At 45.2% G+C, this 14,398-nt stretch carries 18 protein-coding genes; all 18 read right to left on the bottom strand.

The genetic code is table 11. The annotated features are described in order from the left end of the window. Positions 1 to 3: 3 nt before the first annotated feature. Complete coding sequence (gene ndk, locus MKX35_RS12705) at positions 4 to 447, bottom strand: nucleoside-diphosphate kinase (protein ID WP_060622704.1); 444 nt, start codon at positions 445 to 447, stop codon at positions 4 to 6. A gap of 99 nt (positions 448 to 546) precedes the next feature. Further along, a complete protein-coding gene (locus MKX35_RS12700; protein ID WP_076284562.1) occupies positions 547 to 1,515 on the bottom strand; it encodes a polyprenyl synthetase family protein in 969 nt (322 codons plus the stop codon). Next, a complete protein-coding gene (locus MKX35_RS12695) occupies positions 1,512 to 2,372 on the bottom strand; it encodes a menaquinone biosynthetic enzyme MqnA/MqnD family protein (RefSeq protein WP_076299575.1) in 861 nt (286 codons plus the stop codon). The genes MKX35_RS12700 and MKX35_RS12695 overlap by 4 nt, the downstream gene beginning before the upstream one ends. Positions 2,373 to 2,376: 4 nt before the next feature. Continuing rightward, positions 2,377 to 2,979 (bottom strand): UbiX family flavin prenyltransferase, encoded by a 603-nt coding sequence (locus tag MKX35_RS12690; protein ID WP_042190195.1) that lies wholly within the window; start codon positions 2,977 to 2,979, stop codon positions 2,377 to 2,379. Further along, positions 2,976 to 3,851 carry a UbiA-like polyprenyltransferase gene (locus MKX35_RS12685; RefSeq protein ID WP_042190197.1) on the bottom strand — a complete coding sequence of 292 codons (876 nt, stop codon included), beginning with the start codon at positions 3,849 to 3,851 and terminating at the stop codon, positions 2,976 to 2,978. The genes MKX35_RS12690 and MKX35_RS12685 overlap by 4 nt, the downstream gene beginning before the upstream one ends. Further along, on the bottom strand, positions 3,844 to 4,596 hold the full coding sequence (locus MKX35_RS12680) for a demethylmenaquinone methyltransferase (RefSeq protein ID WP_094870064.1): 753 nt from the start codon (positions 4,594 to 4,596) through the stop codon (positions 3,844 to 3,846). The genes MKX35_RS12685 and MKX35_RS12680 overlap by 8 nt, the downstream gene beginning before the upstream one ends. 3 nt (positions 4,597 to 4,599) lie before the next feature. Further along, a complete protein-coding gene (locus MKX35_RS12675) occupies positions 4,600 to 5,514 on the bottom strand; it encodes a heptaprenyl diphosphate synthase component 1 (protein ID WP_341044231.1) in 915 nt (304 codons plus the stop codon). A 69-nt stretch (positions 5,515 to 5,583) separates the two neighbouring features. Beyond that, on the bottom strand, positions 5,584 to 6,126 hold the full coding sequence (locus MKX35_RS12670) for a hypothetical protein (protein ID WP_076299574.1): 543 nt from the start codon (positions 6,124 to 6,126) through the stop codon (positions 5,584 to 5,586). A gap of 94 nt (positions 6,127 to 6,220) precedes the next feature. After that, positions 6,221 to 6,469: a trp RNA-binding attenuation protein MtrB gene (gene mtrB / locus MKX35_RS12665; protein ID WP_042190204.1), complete on the bottom strand. Its 249-nt coding sequence runs from the start codon at positions 6,467 to 6,469 to the stop codon at positions 6,221 to 6,223. Positions 6,470 to 6,586: 117 nt separating this feature from the next. Further along, entirely contained in the window at positions 6,587 to 6,859 is a 273-nt protein-coding gene (locus MKX35_RS12660; protein ID WP_036676223.1) for an HU family DNA-binding protein, read from the bottom strand. A 376-nt stretch (positions 6,860 to 7,235) separates the two neighbouring features. After that, positions 7,236 to 8,714 carry a stage IV sporulation protein A gene (gene spoIVA, locus MKX35_RS12655; protein ID WP_042129583.1) on the bottom strand — a complete coding sequence of 493 codons (1,479 nt, stop codon included), beginning with the start codon at positions 8,712 to 8,714 and terminating at the stop codon, positions 7,236 to 7,238. A 636-nt stretch (positions 8,715 to 9,350) separates the two neighbouring features. Beyond that, the gene (locus MKX35_RS12650) at positions 9,351 to 10,097 is read right to left on the bottom strand and encodes a DUF3939 domain-containing protein (RefSeq protein ID WP_256716305.1); all 747 of its coding nucleotides are present in this window, start codon (positions 10,095 to 10,097) and stop codon (positions 9,351 to 9,353) included. 30 nt (positions 10,098 to 10,127) lie between these two features. Then, a complete protein-coding gene (locus tag MKX35_RS12645; RefSeq protein WP_076299573.1) occupies positions 10,128 to 10,496 on the bottom strand; it encodes a 2Fe-2S iron-sulfur cluster-binding protein in 369 nt (122 codons plus the stop codon). 34 nt (positions 10,497 to 10,530) lie between these two features. Next, positions 10,531 to 10,710, bottom strand: coding sequence for a DUF2768 family protein (locus tag MKX35_RS12640; protein ID WP_042129589.1), 180 nt, complete (start codon positions 10,708 to 10,710; stop codon positions 10,531 to 10,533). A 195-nt stretch (positions 10,711 to 10,905) separates the two neighbouring features. Beyond that, positions 10,906 to 11,181 carry a stage VI sporulation protein F gene (locus tag MKX35_RS12635; RefSeq protein WP_076284557.1) on the bottom strand — a complete coding sequence of 92 codons (276 nt, stop codon included), beginning with the start codon at positions 11,179 to 11,181 and terminating at the stop codon, positions 10,906 to 10,908. A gap of 66 nt (positions 11,182 to 11,247) precedes the next feature. After that, positions 11,248 to 12,288 (bottom strand): NAD(P)H-dependent glycerol-3-phosphate dehydrogenase, encoded by a 1,041-nt coding sequence (locus MKX35_RS12630; RefSeq protein ID WP_076299572.1) that lies wholly within the window; start codon positions 12,286 to 12,288, stop codon positions 11,248 to 11,250. Further along, positions 12,281 to 12,898 (bottom strand): glycerol-3-phosphate 1-O-acyltransferase PlsY, encoded by a 618-nt coding sequence (plsY, locus tag MKX35_RS12625; protein WP_042129592.1) that lies wholly within the window; start codon positions 12,896 to 12,898, stop codon positions 12,281 to 12,283. The genes MKX35_RS12630 and plsY overlap by 8 nt, the downstream gene beginning before the upstream one ends. A gap of 12 nt (positions 12,899 to 12,910) precedes the next feature. Beyond that, a complete protein-coding gene (der, locus tag MKX35_RS12620) occupies positions 12,911 to 14,236 on the bottom strand; it encodes a ribosome biogenesis GTPase Der (RefSeq protein WP_042190218.1) in 1,326 nt (441 codons plus the stop codon). Positions 14,237 to 14,398 lie beyond the last annotated feature (162 nt).

The raw sequence follows: 14,398 nt of genomic DNA, 5'->3' as shown, positions 1-14,398 counted from the left end.
CTCCTACATCCAGACTGCGATCTCTTTGTTATAAAGATTCAATTCATCTGGAGTAAAGAAATTAGCAATTTCTCGTTCTGCACTTTCAGGCGAGTCTGATCCATGAATTAAATTAAGCGGTGTATGGCTGGCAAAGTCGCCTCGAATCGTACCCGGCAAGGCTTCTCCTACCTTCGTCTTACCAATGAGCGTACGGGATAATGCTACAACATCATCACCTTCCCATACCATTGCAAACACTGGACCTGAAGTTATAAAAGAAACCAACTCTGAAAAAAAGTCCTTGCCAGCATGCTCCGCATAATGTCTTTTTGCTTGGTCTTCACTAACTGTAATCAGCTTTGCAGCGACCAGCTTAAAGCCCTTATCTTCAAAGCGTGAGACAATACGCCCAATTAATCCACGTTGTACTCCATCCGGTTTGACCATCAGATACGTCTTTTCCATAGAGGCACTCTCCAATTTCCCATTAGTTGGGTTGTTTTGACGCTATCTTAACAGAAACCGAGCTTTCTGGAAACGTTTAATTTCATGATCACCAAAATACTAATAAGCTCTACCTGTTACAAAAAAGGCAATATCGCGCAGATTACGCTTAGTCTTGTTGTTAGGCAACTGATCTAGTGCAGCAAGTGCCTTCGCGATATATCGCGAAGCCAGCTCCTCGGAACGGACAATTCCGTCTCCAGAAAGAATAAGATCAATAGCACGCCCTACTGTGCTGTGCCCTTCACGAATAGACTTCAACTCCTCAAGAAGCGGAGCTCGCAATCTTTCATCCTCCAGGCTATAAATGACAGGAAGGGTGATGTTCCCTTGCCGCATATCACTTCCTGGAGGTTTACCGATTTGCTTTTCGGTGCCTGAGAGGTCAAGTAAATCATCACGAATCTGGAAAGCCATCCCTACATTGTATCCATAATTATAAAGTAGACGAGCCACCTCTGGTTCAGCATCAGCAGCAAGTGCACCTAATTGGCAACTGACTGCAATCAACAGCGCTGTTTTGCGGCGAATCCGCCGCAGGTAATGACGCACACTTTGCTCACTGTTGAAGAAGTCACGAATCTGCTCCATCTCACCGATCGACATTTCAATCATGGCCTTGGACAAAATCTGATGAATTCGCGGATTCTTCAGCTCCGTCGTCATCACCAGTGCTTTCGCATATATGTAGTCACCGGTGTACATGGCAATTTTATCGCCCCATTTGGCCTTAACAGTAAGTTCACCCCGGCGCAGTTCTGCATCGTCAATGACATCATCGTGAACTAGTGAAGCGCTATGAATTAGTTCTAGCGGTATCGCCACACGCTTCAGCTTCTCAAGATCATACTTTCCAAATTTCCCACCCATCAAAACAAATACGGGACGCAATCTTTTACCGCCAGCTTTTAATAAATGCAGAGAAGTCTCGGTTAGTAGGTCGTCATCACCCTGTACGCTACGGTACAAATCTTTTTCAATCTGATCCATGTCTCTGTTCAGTAATCCGAATATTTGCAGTCGTTTCATTCCTTCACCCGTGTCAACAGTTTATGACTCCAAATCTCCATCTTCACTGCCTGCGGCAGCAGACCCATCTCATAGGCATAGCGGAAATAGAGGTTCAGACCTTTCTGCTGCCTTTCTCCAAAATCATAGCTTAAATTGCGAAAGTACCCTTCCCAATAAGACTTAGTTCCTCCAATTGTCGAACAGGCTGCAAGTACTATAGGATCTAAATCACTTAGTCCCCGCAGTTTACTCTCAGCAAAAGCTTCTGCAATCTCCGCAATGGCTTCCGGTTTGTCATTCGCAGCTTTTCGATTCACTGCCCAGACCGCAAAGGTCATCCCTAAGCCCGTCCATTCTTTCCAAAGCTCCGCCAGATCCGTAACGATATACCCTTGATCCTGCCAAGAGGCTTTAATCGCATGATCACCAATGAGTAAGCAGGCATCTGCTTGATGCATCATAGCATCCAAATCAGGATTAGCGCTAATATATTCTGGTTTATTGCCAAAAGCCTTTTCCATTAAAATTTTCAGCAAATTTACCGATGTTGCAGAAGTGTTCGTAACAGCAATCGTACCTGTACCTATCTGTGCAAGAGGCACTCGAGAAAAAAGAAAAATAGACCTCACAGGACCGTCCGCACTTACCGATAAATCAGGTAACAGCAATAACTTATCACTGGCTTCAGCATACGCAAAAGAGGATAATGCACCCACATGAATCGTTCCACGACTCATCCCCTGATTAAGAATGGCAGGTACCTCACTCACCATCTCTGCCGGATATTTCAGTGCAGAGGGATGAAAATTGTGAAATACCGGCCATGAGTTAGTATAGCTGATTTTGCCTATGATGGTGTGGCTGTTATTCTCCATCCTTTCAATCCCCCCATCTGCGAAATAATTGATGTTCAATATTAAAGCTGTCAAGCACTTTACCCACCATGAAATTAATCAGATCATCCATACTTTGTGGCCCAAAGTAAAACGCCGGCATTGCCGGAATGATCCGAACCCCCAGACGGGACAGCTTCAACATATTCTCAAGATGAATAGCATGCAGAGGTGTCTCACGAGGAACAAGGACCAGTGGACGTCCTTCCTTAAGCATAACATCAGCAGCACGAGTCATCAGATTGTCGGAGGTTCCATTAGCAACCGCAGACAATGTTCCCATGGAACAAGGCATAATAATCATCCCTTCCACACGAAACGAACCACTTGCAATAGATGCACCGATATCAGCGACAGGATGATAAAGTAGAGAACCGGGATAGCCTTTGAACTTTTCGTTCAAAAAGCCTTCCCGGTCTGATGCGATATAACCTAGTTCTTCTTTAAAAACGCGCCAGCCCGCATTACTTACTACCAAATGAACGGAGTAGCCTAGCGATAGCAACGTTTCGATCAGACGAATACCATAAATAGCACCGCTTGCCCCTGTAATTCCTACCACGAAGTTTTTCGGTTTAGTAAGCGTCATTTTTTGAAATGCACCACCAAGTCAATCAGAGTGAAAGAGAACACCACGATGCTTAGCACGCCGTTCATAGTGAAAAAAGCGGTCTGTAAACGACTGAGATCACTCGGAGATACAATATAATGCTCATAAAAGAGAATAATATATGCGAGGATCATACCAGCCACATACCACCAGCTTAAATCCGTCAAAAACAGCAGCGATACGAATCCAATCGCCGTAAGAATGTGAAACACACGAGCAATAACGAGTGCACCTTGGACCCCAAATCGCACTGGAATGGATTTTAAGCCTTCTTTAAGATCAAATTCAACATCCTGACAAGAGTATATAACATCAAAACCAGCCGTCCAAAACACAATTGTGAAGTAAAATACCATTGAAGTCCAATTCACACTACCGGTCACAGCTACCCAGCCGCCCAGCGGTGCAAGCGCAATGGTGAGGCCGAGGATAAGATGGCATGCCCATGTAAAGCGCTTAGTGAATGAATAAATAACAAGAAGGAATACAGCGATAGGTAACAGCTTAGCTGACAAAGGATTCAATTTAAAGGCTGCCCAAAAGAGCAAGAAAAACGAAATGCCTATAAAAATGACAACTTCACCGATCTTAAGTAACCCTGCAGGAATCGCTCTTCCCGCTGTGCGTGGATTCTTGGCATCACTGATTCGGTCTATCAATCGATTCAATCCCATAGCTGCACTGCGTGCTCCAAACATAGCGATTACAATCCAGCCAATTTGACTCCAGGATGGGAGGCTATCATTCATGACCACAGATCCCAGTAAAGCACCCATAAAGGCAAAGGGTAAAGCAAATACCGTATGTTCAAACTTAATCATTTGTAAAAAGATACCGATTTTCTTAAACATTCCCGTTCTCCTTGAGCCCAATATGTAATGCCGCGATGCCTCCGGTCAAGGGGAAGGATTCCACTTTTTGAAGTCCGGTTTCACGGAAGATAGTGGCCAGTTGCTCCCGGTCTGGGAACATTGCCAATGATTCTGGCAGCCATTTGTATTGCTCGTACCTTTTCGCGAATAACTTACCCAGCAATGGAAGCACACGCTGGAAATAAAAGAAATATACACCTTTAAACGGCTGTTTCATCGGCTTGGATAGCTCCAAACATACAACCATTCCACCAGGTTTCACTACCCGCTTCATTTCGTTAAGCACTTGAACAGGATCTGGCACATTGCGTAGTCCAAATCCAATCGTTGCATAATCAAACGCATTGTCTTCAAAAGGCAGCTCCATAGCATTGCCCTGCACCAGCGAAATACGGTCCTGAAGCTTGCGCTCTTCCACTTTGCGGCGACCTACTTCAAGCATACCTGCGCTGAAATCCAGTCCGATTACATTGCCAGTCTGCGAAGCTTCCGCCAAAGCGATGCTCCAATCACAGGTTCCGCAACATAGGTCAACGGCCGAATCCCCGCGCTTCATCCCCATCTTCTTCATCGTGAATTTACGCCATGCCTTGTGGCGGCGAAAGCTTAGGATGTCATTCATCAAATCGTATTTTCCAGCAATACTCTCAAATACGGAATGTACAAACTGCTCTTTTGGTTTGCTGTTGTCACCCACAGCAGTTGTCGTTTTTTCCATAGTCATCCCTTAACCCTCCACGGCTGCTTGTCCTGTGACCTTCATCTGCAGGAGAAAACGATCCAGCGCGATCTCTAGCTCTCTAAGTAAACTCTCGTCTTTAACGCTTTGCAATAGCCCCTGAATAGACTGAAGCGATTGATGAAGCTTGTCCGTCAGTTGCGAATCACATTTATATTTCATTTTTAGCATCTTCCATTCCTTCTGATCAAGGTTCAGGTCTTGAAGTTGCTTACGTTCTTCCTCCGTTGCAGTCTCCATCATCTTCCAGTAGCAATAGCCATTCCCTGCATTCGCAGGATCATCACTACGAAGAAGCTCAATAGCAACGGTCTCGCACTGACTGAATTCTGCCAGCAGTTTTTCCCACAGCTCCACTAAGGAGTTCTCAATCATAGGCGTAAAAGAAAGGAACAGCCGCATATTCAGCTGTACCATGTGCCGCAAGTATTGTTCAGCCGAAAGACGTATGCCTCTCATCTTCACGTAGAGATTCGCTTTCAAGACATTGAAATCTGCAATCGCCTTACTCAAGATTCCAATCATCTCGATCTGATCACTCTTTGCAAGCAAATGGTAAAACCAGCTGCTGAAGTAATCGCCAGCTAGAACCTTCAATTGACGGGAACGCATAGGGTCTCCCCCCCGTCTATCATTCGAACGGTCAATGACCTCATGCGTGTCCAGACCTAGTTGAACAAGCGCTGTCACAAGCGTGTACAACTCTCCGGCACTTCCTTTTGCAGAAGAAGCATGATTTAGAAAAATATATAACAAATGACCCCGGCCATCAGAAAACGGCGGCAAATCCGTATGCTTCTGAATCATGTCGTAGTCGGTGTAGGGTTTAGCCAGTTGCGGTATGCAGTACGGTTTCATTTCAGCCTCCGAAGCCATTGACATAATAATAATTCGTTTGTTCACAATCTTGTCTATTATATCACATGTTTTTTTGTCACGCACTGTGGTACGCCTGAGTTTCTTTTAATCCTTTCAAGGATAAATGAACTGTTTCTTCCAGAGCTCGGTTTCACTAATGCGGAAGCCCGTTTTGAGACGATCCGATATAGGAAGATTACCCGCAGACTGAAGTTCATCTTGCAGCGTATAAGACCATTCAGAACGTCTGATATCACCAGCTAACAGCAGTCGGCGGCTACCAAGCCATTTATCTTCTACCACAATGCGAAGTAGAAGTTGATCCACATTCGAGGTTTCCTGAATAGCAAAGGAAATGGCCTGAGCCATATTTTGATAGAGTTCCTCAGGTTCATGATCGTTCCCGCTCACTTTCAGATCCAGTGACAGAACATGATCTTCCCAGCCAACGCTATCTATGGATAAGGTCAACGGAAGAGCGCCCAGAACATCAACAAGATTGTCATTGCCCAGCACTGTGTTATGGCTGCCAGTAAAAGTCTCCACTGTCCCATTTCTCTGCTGTACGGATGAGTCTATGTCTGCCAGTTTCGGCAAAATAACAGCAGAGGTCGCAGTCAAGAGTAATACGGCACCAATCAACCAGGCTTTGTTCATGGACACGCCCCCTTATCCATAGTACCCACTTTTTTTGTGAATATGATCATTCACCCTTACTATATTTTGAAAAAAAGCAGGCTATGCCTGCTTTTCAGCTTTCACTTTCCAATTGTCCGTGTTTCGTTAAAATTTCAGCTTTTCCGCGGATTTTCATTGCTGAGGTATGATCGGTAAATTGGGCAATCAACACCTCACCCTTGTCTAGCTTCTCTGTATGATGAAAGCGTGTATCCGTACCTCTAGTTAGCCCAATGACTTGAACGCCATTTTCTTTGGCCTTAACCACAATATAGTCGCTACCTGTCGGAAGCGGATTTTCGCTCGTATTTTTATCCGTCATCGCTGATCCTCCTCTAAACCTAATGTACAGCCCATGCTATTCCAAAAAACAAATGCCGCCTTGGAGGGCGGCATAGTTGTTACTTAAAAAGACTATGGGATTGATATGTAGAAATCTTTATTTGATTCCGTCTTTCAGCGCTTTACCAGGTTTGAATGCCGGTACCTTGCTTGCAGGAATTTCGATTTCTTCACCAGTTTGTGGGTTACGGCCTTTACGTGCGGAACGTTCGCGCACTTCAAAGTTTCCGAATCCAACCAGTTGTACTTTATCACCGCTTTGCAGCGCTTCTGTAATTGCTTCGAAAACCGCATCTACAGCTTTAGTAGCATCCTTCTTGGGAAGTTCAGTTGCTTCTGTAACTACATTGATCAAATCAGATTTATTCATGTTTTCTCACCTCCCTGAGTAAATTTCCGGTATCATACACTGTTTCCGTTTAAACGTAAAATATACGTGATAATCCCGTTTATTACTGAACACTGGCGCCCATAGACCTTGAAGCGCAACAAACTTATAGTAATACAGCCCATCCATAAATTCAAGCAGTTAGACAAAAAAGGAGTAGAAATTATCATCTATGCTTGCATAAACATCTAATTCCCATCTAATTTTATAGACCTATAAGACCAGGTAAATTCTTCTTTTCAGAAAAAAAATTGAGTCAGATTCACCGTTATTATAGGAACTAGGAATCAAGTTTCGTTATTTTTACGCATAAAAAGAGTGGGATCTCTCCCACTCTTCCAATCTGCTTAAATTTAAGTTAGAGAATAATTGCAATAAGTCCGCCTGAGCCTTCATTGATGATCCGACCAAGCGTTTCTTGCAATTTGTAGCGCGCATTATCCGGCATCATCGCGATCTTGCCTTGAATACCTTCCCTCACAATGGAATGCAAGGAGCGCCCAAAAATATCGGATTCCCAAATCTTAATCGGGTCGTTCTCGAAATCCTGCATCAAATAACGAACCAACTCTTCACTTTGTTTCTCTGTACCAATGATTGGTGAGAACTCAGATTCAACATCAACACGAATCATATGAATAGATGGTGCGGTGGCTTTTAAGCGAACCCCAAAGCGAGAGCCTTGACGAATCAGCTCTGGTTCATCTAGCGCCATTTCAGCTAGTGAAGGAGCAGCAATACCATAACCGGTAGTCTTGACCATTTCTAAAGCTTCCGAGAAACGGTCGTACTCCCTTTTCGCGTGTGAGAATTCCTGCATCAGCTGGAGCAAGTGATCCTTACCGCGAATTTCAACCCCTACTACCTCCATCAGAACCTGATCATACAGCTCTTCTGGGGCATACAGATCGATCTCTGCTACACCCTGACCCATGTTCATACCACTTAGGCCAGCTTTATCGATAAAATCATACTCTGTGAACTGAGATACGAGCCGGTCGACATCCCGCAAGCGGCGAATGTCTTTTACCGTATCGCGAACGGAGTTCTCATAGCTACTACGCAGCCAGTGATTCTCTCCAAGCACCATGACCCAGCTTGGCAAGTTCACATTTACTTCATGAACAGGGAATTCGTACAATACTTCACGCAGTACACCTGTTACATCCTCTTCGGTCATGTTTGCTGCGCTGAGTGTCATGACAGGGATATCGTATTTGATGGCTAGCTCGCTACGGAGCTGCTGTGCTTCCTCACTGCGTGGGCGAGTGGAGTTAATGACAAGCACAAATGGCTTACCCACTTCCTTCAGCTCTGCAATGACGCGCTCTTCAGAGTCCACGTACGAGTTCCGCGGAATTTCTGCAATCGTACCATCTGTTGTTACTACAACACCAAGTGTTGAATGCTCCTGGATGACCTTACGGGTCCCGATTTCTGCCGCTTCCTGAAAAGGAATTGGCTCCTCAAACCAAGGTGTAGAGATCATTCGTGGTCCATTCTCATCCTCGTAGCCTTTAGCGCCTTCTACAGCGTAACCCACACAGTCTACCAGTCGAACGTTAACCTCAAGCCCTTCCGCAACCTTGATTTGGACTGCGTTGTTAGGCACGAACTTAGGTTCAGTGGTCATAATTGTTTTGCCTGCTGCGCTTTGCGGAAGCTCATCCACAGCTCTTACCCGATCTGCCTCATTCGTGATGTTAGGCAGGACAATTGTTTCCATGAAGCGCTTGATAAATGTCGATTTCCCCGTGCGAACCGCGCCGACGACGCCAAGATAAATGTCTCCGCCGGTACGCTCGGCAATGTCCTTGAAAATATCCACTTTTTCCAAAAGAGATCCCCTCCTCATATTACTCCGAAGAAAAAATGCCTGAAGAGCATCGACTTCGCGTTCCGCCGGTAATCTGACCCTTGCAGGACATCAACCGGACTTATCGTATGCCCGCCCGAAGCCTAGCTGCTTTCGACCGGGACGTACTGGCCCCGCGCTAAACTCCGAATGCTCGGACATGCATTTGGACTAGTATCATCATATGTATCCGGAACGAATTTATGACCCATAATCGCGCATTTTGCAATGTAATTTCTAAAAATTAGTTGTGCGCGCCGCAAGGCGTCTGACGCCCGGAAGCTTACTCATCCATCATATGAGATAGGATTTATTGATAGAACTATTTTAGTGGATATGCATGAAGGAAATTTTAGCGTATGTCATCTACATCCTTTTGCCTCTAATTTTATACGGTTACGATTATTTCATGATTTATTTCTAGCTTGAGCTGAATCTCCTTTCTTACCATCATTTCTAGCAATCCAGTCTTACGCGCTATGAAACTGAACCTTAATTCCATCTACGATTTATGTAAGACAATTAAGTTTCAGTTAAGGCAATATCTGAACAACACAAAAACGCCTAATCCTTCGGATATAACCGAAGCTTAGACGCTCTTAAGCTTTAACTTTCACTTCAACTAGGAGACTGCGGGACAGGCTGATTGTTAATCCATAGATACGGCAAAGACTTTACGGGCACGTAATAGGAAGCTTCCTCCAGATCTAGTCGCAAATCTTTTTTCTCGTCATGTTCTCCACCATTCTTTTCGATGGCAGCTATAATATCAAAGACATAATCTACATAGACCGTTCCAGCCTTATCCATGATGAAATCAAGAACCTGCCCGGAATAGACGCTAGTTAATGATATGGAGCTTGTTCCTGCCTTCTTATGATCAATGGTGTAAAGTCCAGGATATAGCTCATCAAGTACGGGCAAAGAGCCGTCATGAGCTGATTTATAACGATTAATCTGACGCTGCACATCATTCACCTTTTGAACGGTAACAAGGTCCATCACCTTAACAACTGGATCGCTTTCCTCATTCAAAATAAGAAAATAAGCGCTTCCGCCCTGTTCAAAAGCCGTAGCCGGAATATCATCCAAATATCCCTTATTGTTCAGCTTGCCTAGGTCTATCCGGAACTTCTCATATCTTGGAGTAGCTTCATCCGCATTAAGGATCGGAAGCACACCTTCCTCTTGTTGAAAATCATCAACGGCTGCTTGTATCCGTTTAACACTTTCTCGATAATTAACGCTAGCACGCTTTTCTTCTCCAGGATACAGACATCCGGAAAGAGTAAGAGCGATTGACATCACTACCAGAAAAAGTCTTGCTCCTGCCTTTAGCTTCTTCTTTCTTCGTATAAACTCCAACCGAGTCCCTCCCACGGTGACAATCTAACACTACCACAGCTCATCTTCTTCCCCACGCCGCGCAGCTTCAAGCTTACGGCGTACAGCAGCCTTAAGTGGATCTTCTGGCACCTGAACGGTCACATCGCTCCATACGGCAGCCTGACAAGCCAGACGCACTCCTTCTTCTAACGTAGTTCCAAGCTTACGTCGTTCAATATCCCCTGGCGGTCTCAGCGCTGTGGCCTCTTCAGTCGCAATTTTAACCTTGCACATCAAACAGCCTGCTTTGCCTCCACAGCGAGTGGTAATGCTCACTCCGGCTTTACGAGCTGCCTCCATTAACGAGATACCACGATTCACCACAGCTTTACGACCTTCAGGTTGAAACATAACGGTGACGCCATTTTGCGATTTCATGATGTTACTTCCTTCCTCAACATTATGTAACTGCTTACATAATCGAAACAACTCCGCCCAATAGGCCAACTAACATGATGACAAACGCAAGGATAGATAGCAGTGCTTTAAGCAGTCCCTTTGTTTTGCTCCGAGCAAAAGTTATTAGAAATACAGACAGTCCCATAATCAGCATTGCAATCAGGGACAACCACATTTTTGTCATCGGATCCAAGGTCAAAGCCCCCATTCGCCTGTAATATATTAGGGATTATTATATCATGACCTTATCCTATTCTGTAAAAAAACATCATTTTTTATATATTATTATTAAGATATTTTAGCTGTGAGAGTTTACCAATAAATAAAAAAAGAGCAAAAGATAACAGAATCTCATGGATTCTGAATCTTTTGCTCACCCAACCTAAAGCTATTTTTTAAGCATCATTTTCATTAAAGACTCCATTGTGCCGGAACCTGCGCCGCCTTTTTTGACGGCATTAACAATTTCCTGCACAGTAGCTTCACTGACCGGCACTTTCGCCATCGATGACACCTGCTTAATTAACTGGCGGAGCTGGGCTTCATTCTGCGTAGTTCCTGGTTTGACCGTACTGGCTAGCTTTTTGACGGCACTTTCCGTAATGTTCTTGCCCGCCTTTTTGTTAATGGCGTTCAATGCATCCTTGGAAAAATCTCTGCTCACTTTTCATCCCTCCTCCGTCAATCCCCAATACAACATATGAGAATTTGCGGAAAAAGGTGAACAGGATCAGGAATGCCACTGCTCCCAAGTTTCCTGAGATATTGCCTCAAGCTCAGGTTTACGATCACGGCCCATCAGAGCCTCAACAGCACTACGCGGACTTCTACCTTTAAAAAGGACATGATAAATTTGATCTGTAATGGGCATTTGGACCCCTAGCTTGATGGAAATAGCATAAGCTGCCTCCGTGGTACGAATACCTTCGACAACCATTCCCATCGACTCCAGTACCTCATCCAGTGGTTTCCCTTGCCCGAGCATAAAGCCAGCACGCCAGTTACGGCTGTGCTGGCTCGTAGCAGTCACTACAAGATCGCCAACACCTGCAAGCCCTGCAAAGGTCAAAGGATTCGCTCCAAGCTCGACGCCCACCCGAGAAATCTCGGCCAGTCCACGTGTCAGAAGCGCCGCCTTAGCATTATCCCCAAATCCTAGACCATCGGATAGACCTGCACCGAGTGCAATAATATTCTTTAGTGCGCCGGCAAGCTCTACTCCTACCTGATCACGGTTCGTATATACACGAAAATCATTGTTTATGAACAATTCCTGTGCTTCAGCAGTACGCTTATCATCAGGTGAAGCCACAACAACTGTAGTAGGACACAGGCGCACTACTTCCTCTGCATGACTCGGTCCGGAGAGAACGACAATCTGCCCTTCGTCACAGCCGAGTTCTTCAGCAATAACGATGGACATCCGTTTCTTGCTTTCAGTCTCAAAGCCCTTCGTAGCATGAACGCATAGCATTTCATCCTTCCAGAACGGCTTCAGACTGCGAGCAACCTGTCGCATACCTGAAGATGGGGCTACAATAACAACCGCTTTAGAACCGGAAACTGCGGTCTCCAGATCGGTGGTTGCAATGATGTTTGCAGGCAGAGAAATCCCCGGTAAATACTTATTATTGAAATGAGAACCATTGATCTCGGCAGCTTGATCAGAGTTACGTGTCCACAGATAAACTTCCGAGTGATTCGCAGCCAGCACACTTGCCAGCGCAGTTCCCCAGCTCCCCGCTACTAGTACGGTTACTTTATCAGACAACACGATTCCCTCCTTTTACTTTTGAGCCTATCTTGTTCTCACGGCCCTCTACAATCTTAACAATGTTCGTCCGGTGCCGCCAGAAGGCAAAAACCGCAATGATAATACTGGTCCAGAGCACAGGCTGTGTAAATCCTGTCAACAATAGAAAGACCGGTGTCAGCGCGACAAAAATCAACGAGCCAAGTGACACGTAACGAGTGATAAAGATAGATCCTATGGCGATAACACCAGCGAGCAGTGCAGGCCATAAACACAGTGTGGCCATAACACCGATCGTAGTAGCGATGCCCTTTCCCCCACGGAAACGAAAGTAAAGCGGCCAGTTATGTCCGACAATGGCAGCGATTCCGCAAAGAGCAGCAACCCAGGTTCCCCAGCCGCCTACCCAAGTTCCTAACCAAACTGCGGCAACACCCTTCAGTACATCCAGCACTAGCACAGATATCGCAGGACCTTTTCCCAGTACACGAAGTGTATTGGTAGCCCCCGCATTGCCGCTCCCATATTGACGGATATCAATTCCCTTTAGTAGCTTGGCGAACAGCACACTAAAGCTGACAGAACCAAGCAAATAGCTTACAACGATAACCAGAAGTTCAAGCGCCACACTTCTTCTCCCCTAACCTTCGTTTTCGGATTTGCGCCGTGTAAAGAGACGGATTGGCGTTCCCTCGAAATTAAACGCCGCGCGGATTTTATTCTCCAAGTAACGTTCATAGGAGAAGTGCATCAGCGATGGGTCATTTACGAACACCACGATCGTCGGTGGCTTCACCGCAACCTGCGTTACGTAGTTAATACGTAAGCGACGGCCTTTGTCAGTTGGAGGAGGGTTAATCGCAATGGCGTCCGATACAACATCGTTCACCAGATGCGTAGTAATGCGTAGTGCATGCTGTTGAGATACATGCTGCACCACTGGTAGCAGTTTTTGCAGGCGCTGTTTAGTTAAAGCCGACAAGAAGACAACCGGTGCGTAACTCATAAACAAGAAGTGGTCACGAATCTTAGATTCGAAGTTCTGCATAGTCTTGTCGTCTTTCTCAATGGCATCCCATTTGTTCACAACAAAAATAGATGCTTTACCAGCTTCATGTGCATAACCAGCGATATGCTTGTCCTGGTCGATAATGCCCTCTTCACCGTTAATTACAACGAGAACCACATCAGCCCGTTCAATCGCACGCATCGCACGCATAACACTGTATTTCTCAATGTTCTCATATACCTTGCCTTTTTTGCGCATACCTGCAGTATCGATAAGCACATAACGTTGTCCATCACGTTCAAAAGGCGTATCAATAGCATCGCGAGTAGTACCTGCAATATCACTAACGATAACGCGTTCTTCACCCAGAATTGCGTTAACCAAAGAGGATTTACCTACATTCGGACGGCCAATCAAAGCTACACGAATGACATCGTCATCATATTCATCATCTATTTTCTCTGGCAGACGTTCTACGACAGCGTCCAATAAGTCACCGAGTCCTGTACCATGACTACCGGAAATTCCGATTGGATCTCCAAAACCTAGGCTATAGAACTCATAAATATCATCTGCACGCTTCATATTATCCACTTTATTGATGGCAAGAACGATCGGTTTACCTGAACGGAACAGAATCTGAGCTACCTCTTCATCTGAATTCGTCACACCACTCTTCGCCTCACACATAAATACAATAACATCCGCTTCTTCAATCGCCAGCTCCGCTTGAACGCGGATTGATTTCAGAATCGTGTCATCTCCATCAATTTCAATACCTCCGGTATCAATCACACTGAACGACTTACCGTTCCAATCTGAAATACCATAAATCCGGTCACGTGTAATCCCCGGTTTATCTTCTACAATGGCCAATCTATCGCCAATCAGCCGATTAAAAATCGTCGATTTCCCGACGTTAGGCCTCCCAACGATTGCCACAACGGGTCTTGCCATATTCATTCCTCCTGTCATCCTTACGATACTCATCATAGCAAAAAACATTAAAATTGGCTAACACTCATGTTAGTTCCAATAAATCTTTCTGTCACTGGAAAAAGAGAATCGGCGAACCCCCGTATCGAGGGCTCGCCGATTACTTTACCCGTATATTCAAAA

The sequence above is a fragment of the Paenibacillus sp. FSL R5-0923 genome (assembly GCF_038009145.1).
GTDB lineage: Bacteria > Bacillota > Bacilli > Paenibacillales > Paenibacillaceae > Paenibacillus_AQ.
This window is presented reverse-complemented; position numbering and strand designations above follow the sequence as displayed.

Bases quoted from the DNA above. Each gene is read 5' to 3' on its own strand.
- ndk (WP_060622704.1), bottom strand. From the start codon at position 447: ATGGAAAAGACGTATCTGATGGTCAAACCGGATGGAGTACAACGTGGA.
- MKX35_RS12700 (WP_076284562.1), bottom strand. From the start codon at position 1,515: ATGAAACGACTGCAAATATTCGGATTACTGAACAGAGACATGGATCAG.
- MKX35_RS12695 (WP_076299575.1), bottom strand. From the start codon at position 2,372: ATGGAGAATAACAGCCACACCATCATAGGCAAAATCAGCTATACTAAC.
- MKX35_RS12690 (WP_042190195.1), bottom strand. From the start codon at position 2,979: ATGACGCTTACTAAACCGAAAAACTTCGTGGTAGGAATTACAGGGGCA.
- MKX35_RS12685 (WP_042190197.1), bottom strand. From the start codon at position 3,851: ATGTTTAAGAAAATCGGTATCTTTTTACAAATGATTAAGTTTGAACAT.
- MKX35_RS12680 (WP_094870064.1), bottom strand. From the start codon at position 4,596: ATGACTATGGAAAAAACGACAACTGCTGTGGGTGACAACAGCAAACCA.
- MKX35_RS12670 (WP_076299574.1), bottom strand. From the start codon at position 6,126: ATGAACAAAGCCTGGTTGATTGGTGCCGTATTACTCTTGACTGCGACC.
- mtrB (WP_042190204.1), bottom strand. From the start codon at position 6,469: ATGACGGATAAAAATACGAGCGAAAATCCGCTTCCGACAGGTAGCGAC.
- MKX35_RS12660 (WP_036676223.1), bottom strand. From the start codon at position 6,859: ATGAATAAATCTGATTTGATCAATGTAGTTACAGAAGCAACTGAACTT.
- MKX35_RS12645 (WP_076299573.1), bottom strand. From the start codon at position 10,496: ATGAAATCGCAAAATGGCGTCACCGTTATGTTTCAACCTGAAGGTCGT.
- der (WP_042190218.1), bottom strand. From the start codon at position 14,236: ATGGCAAGACCCGTTGTGGCAATCGTTGGGAGGCCTAACGTCGGGAAA.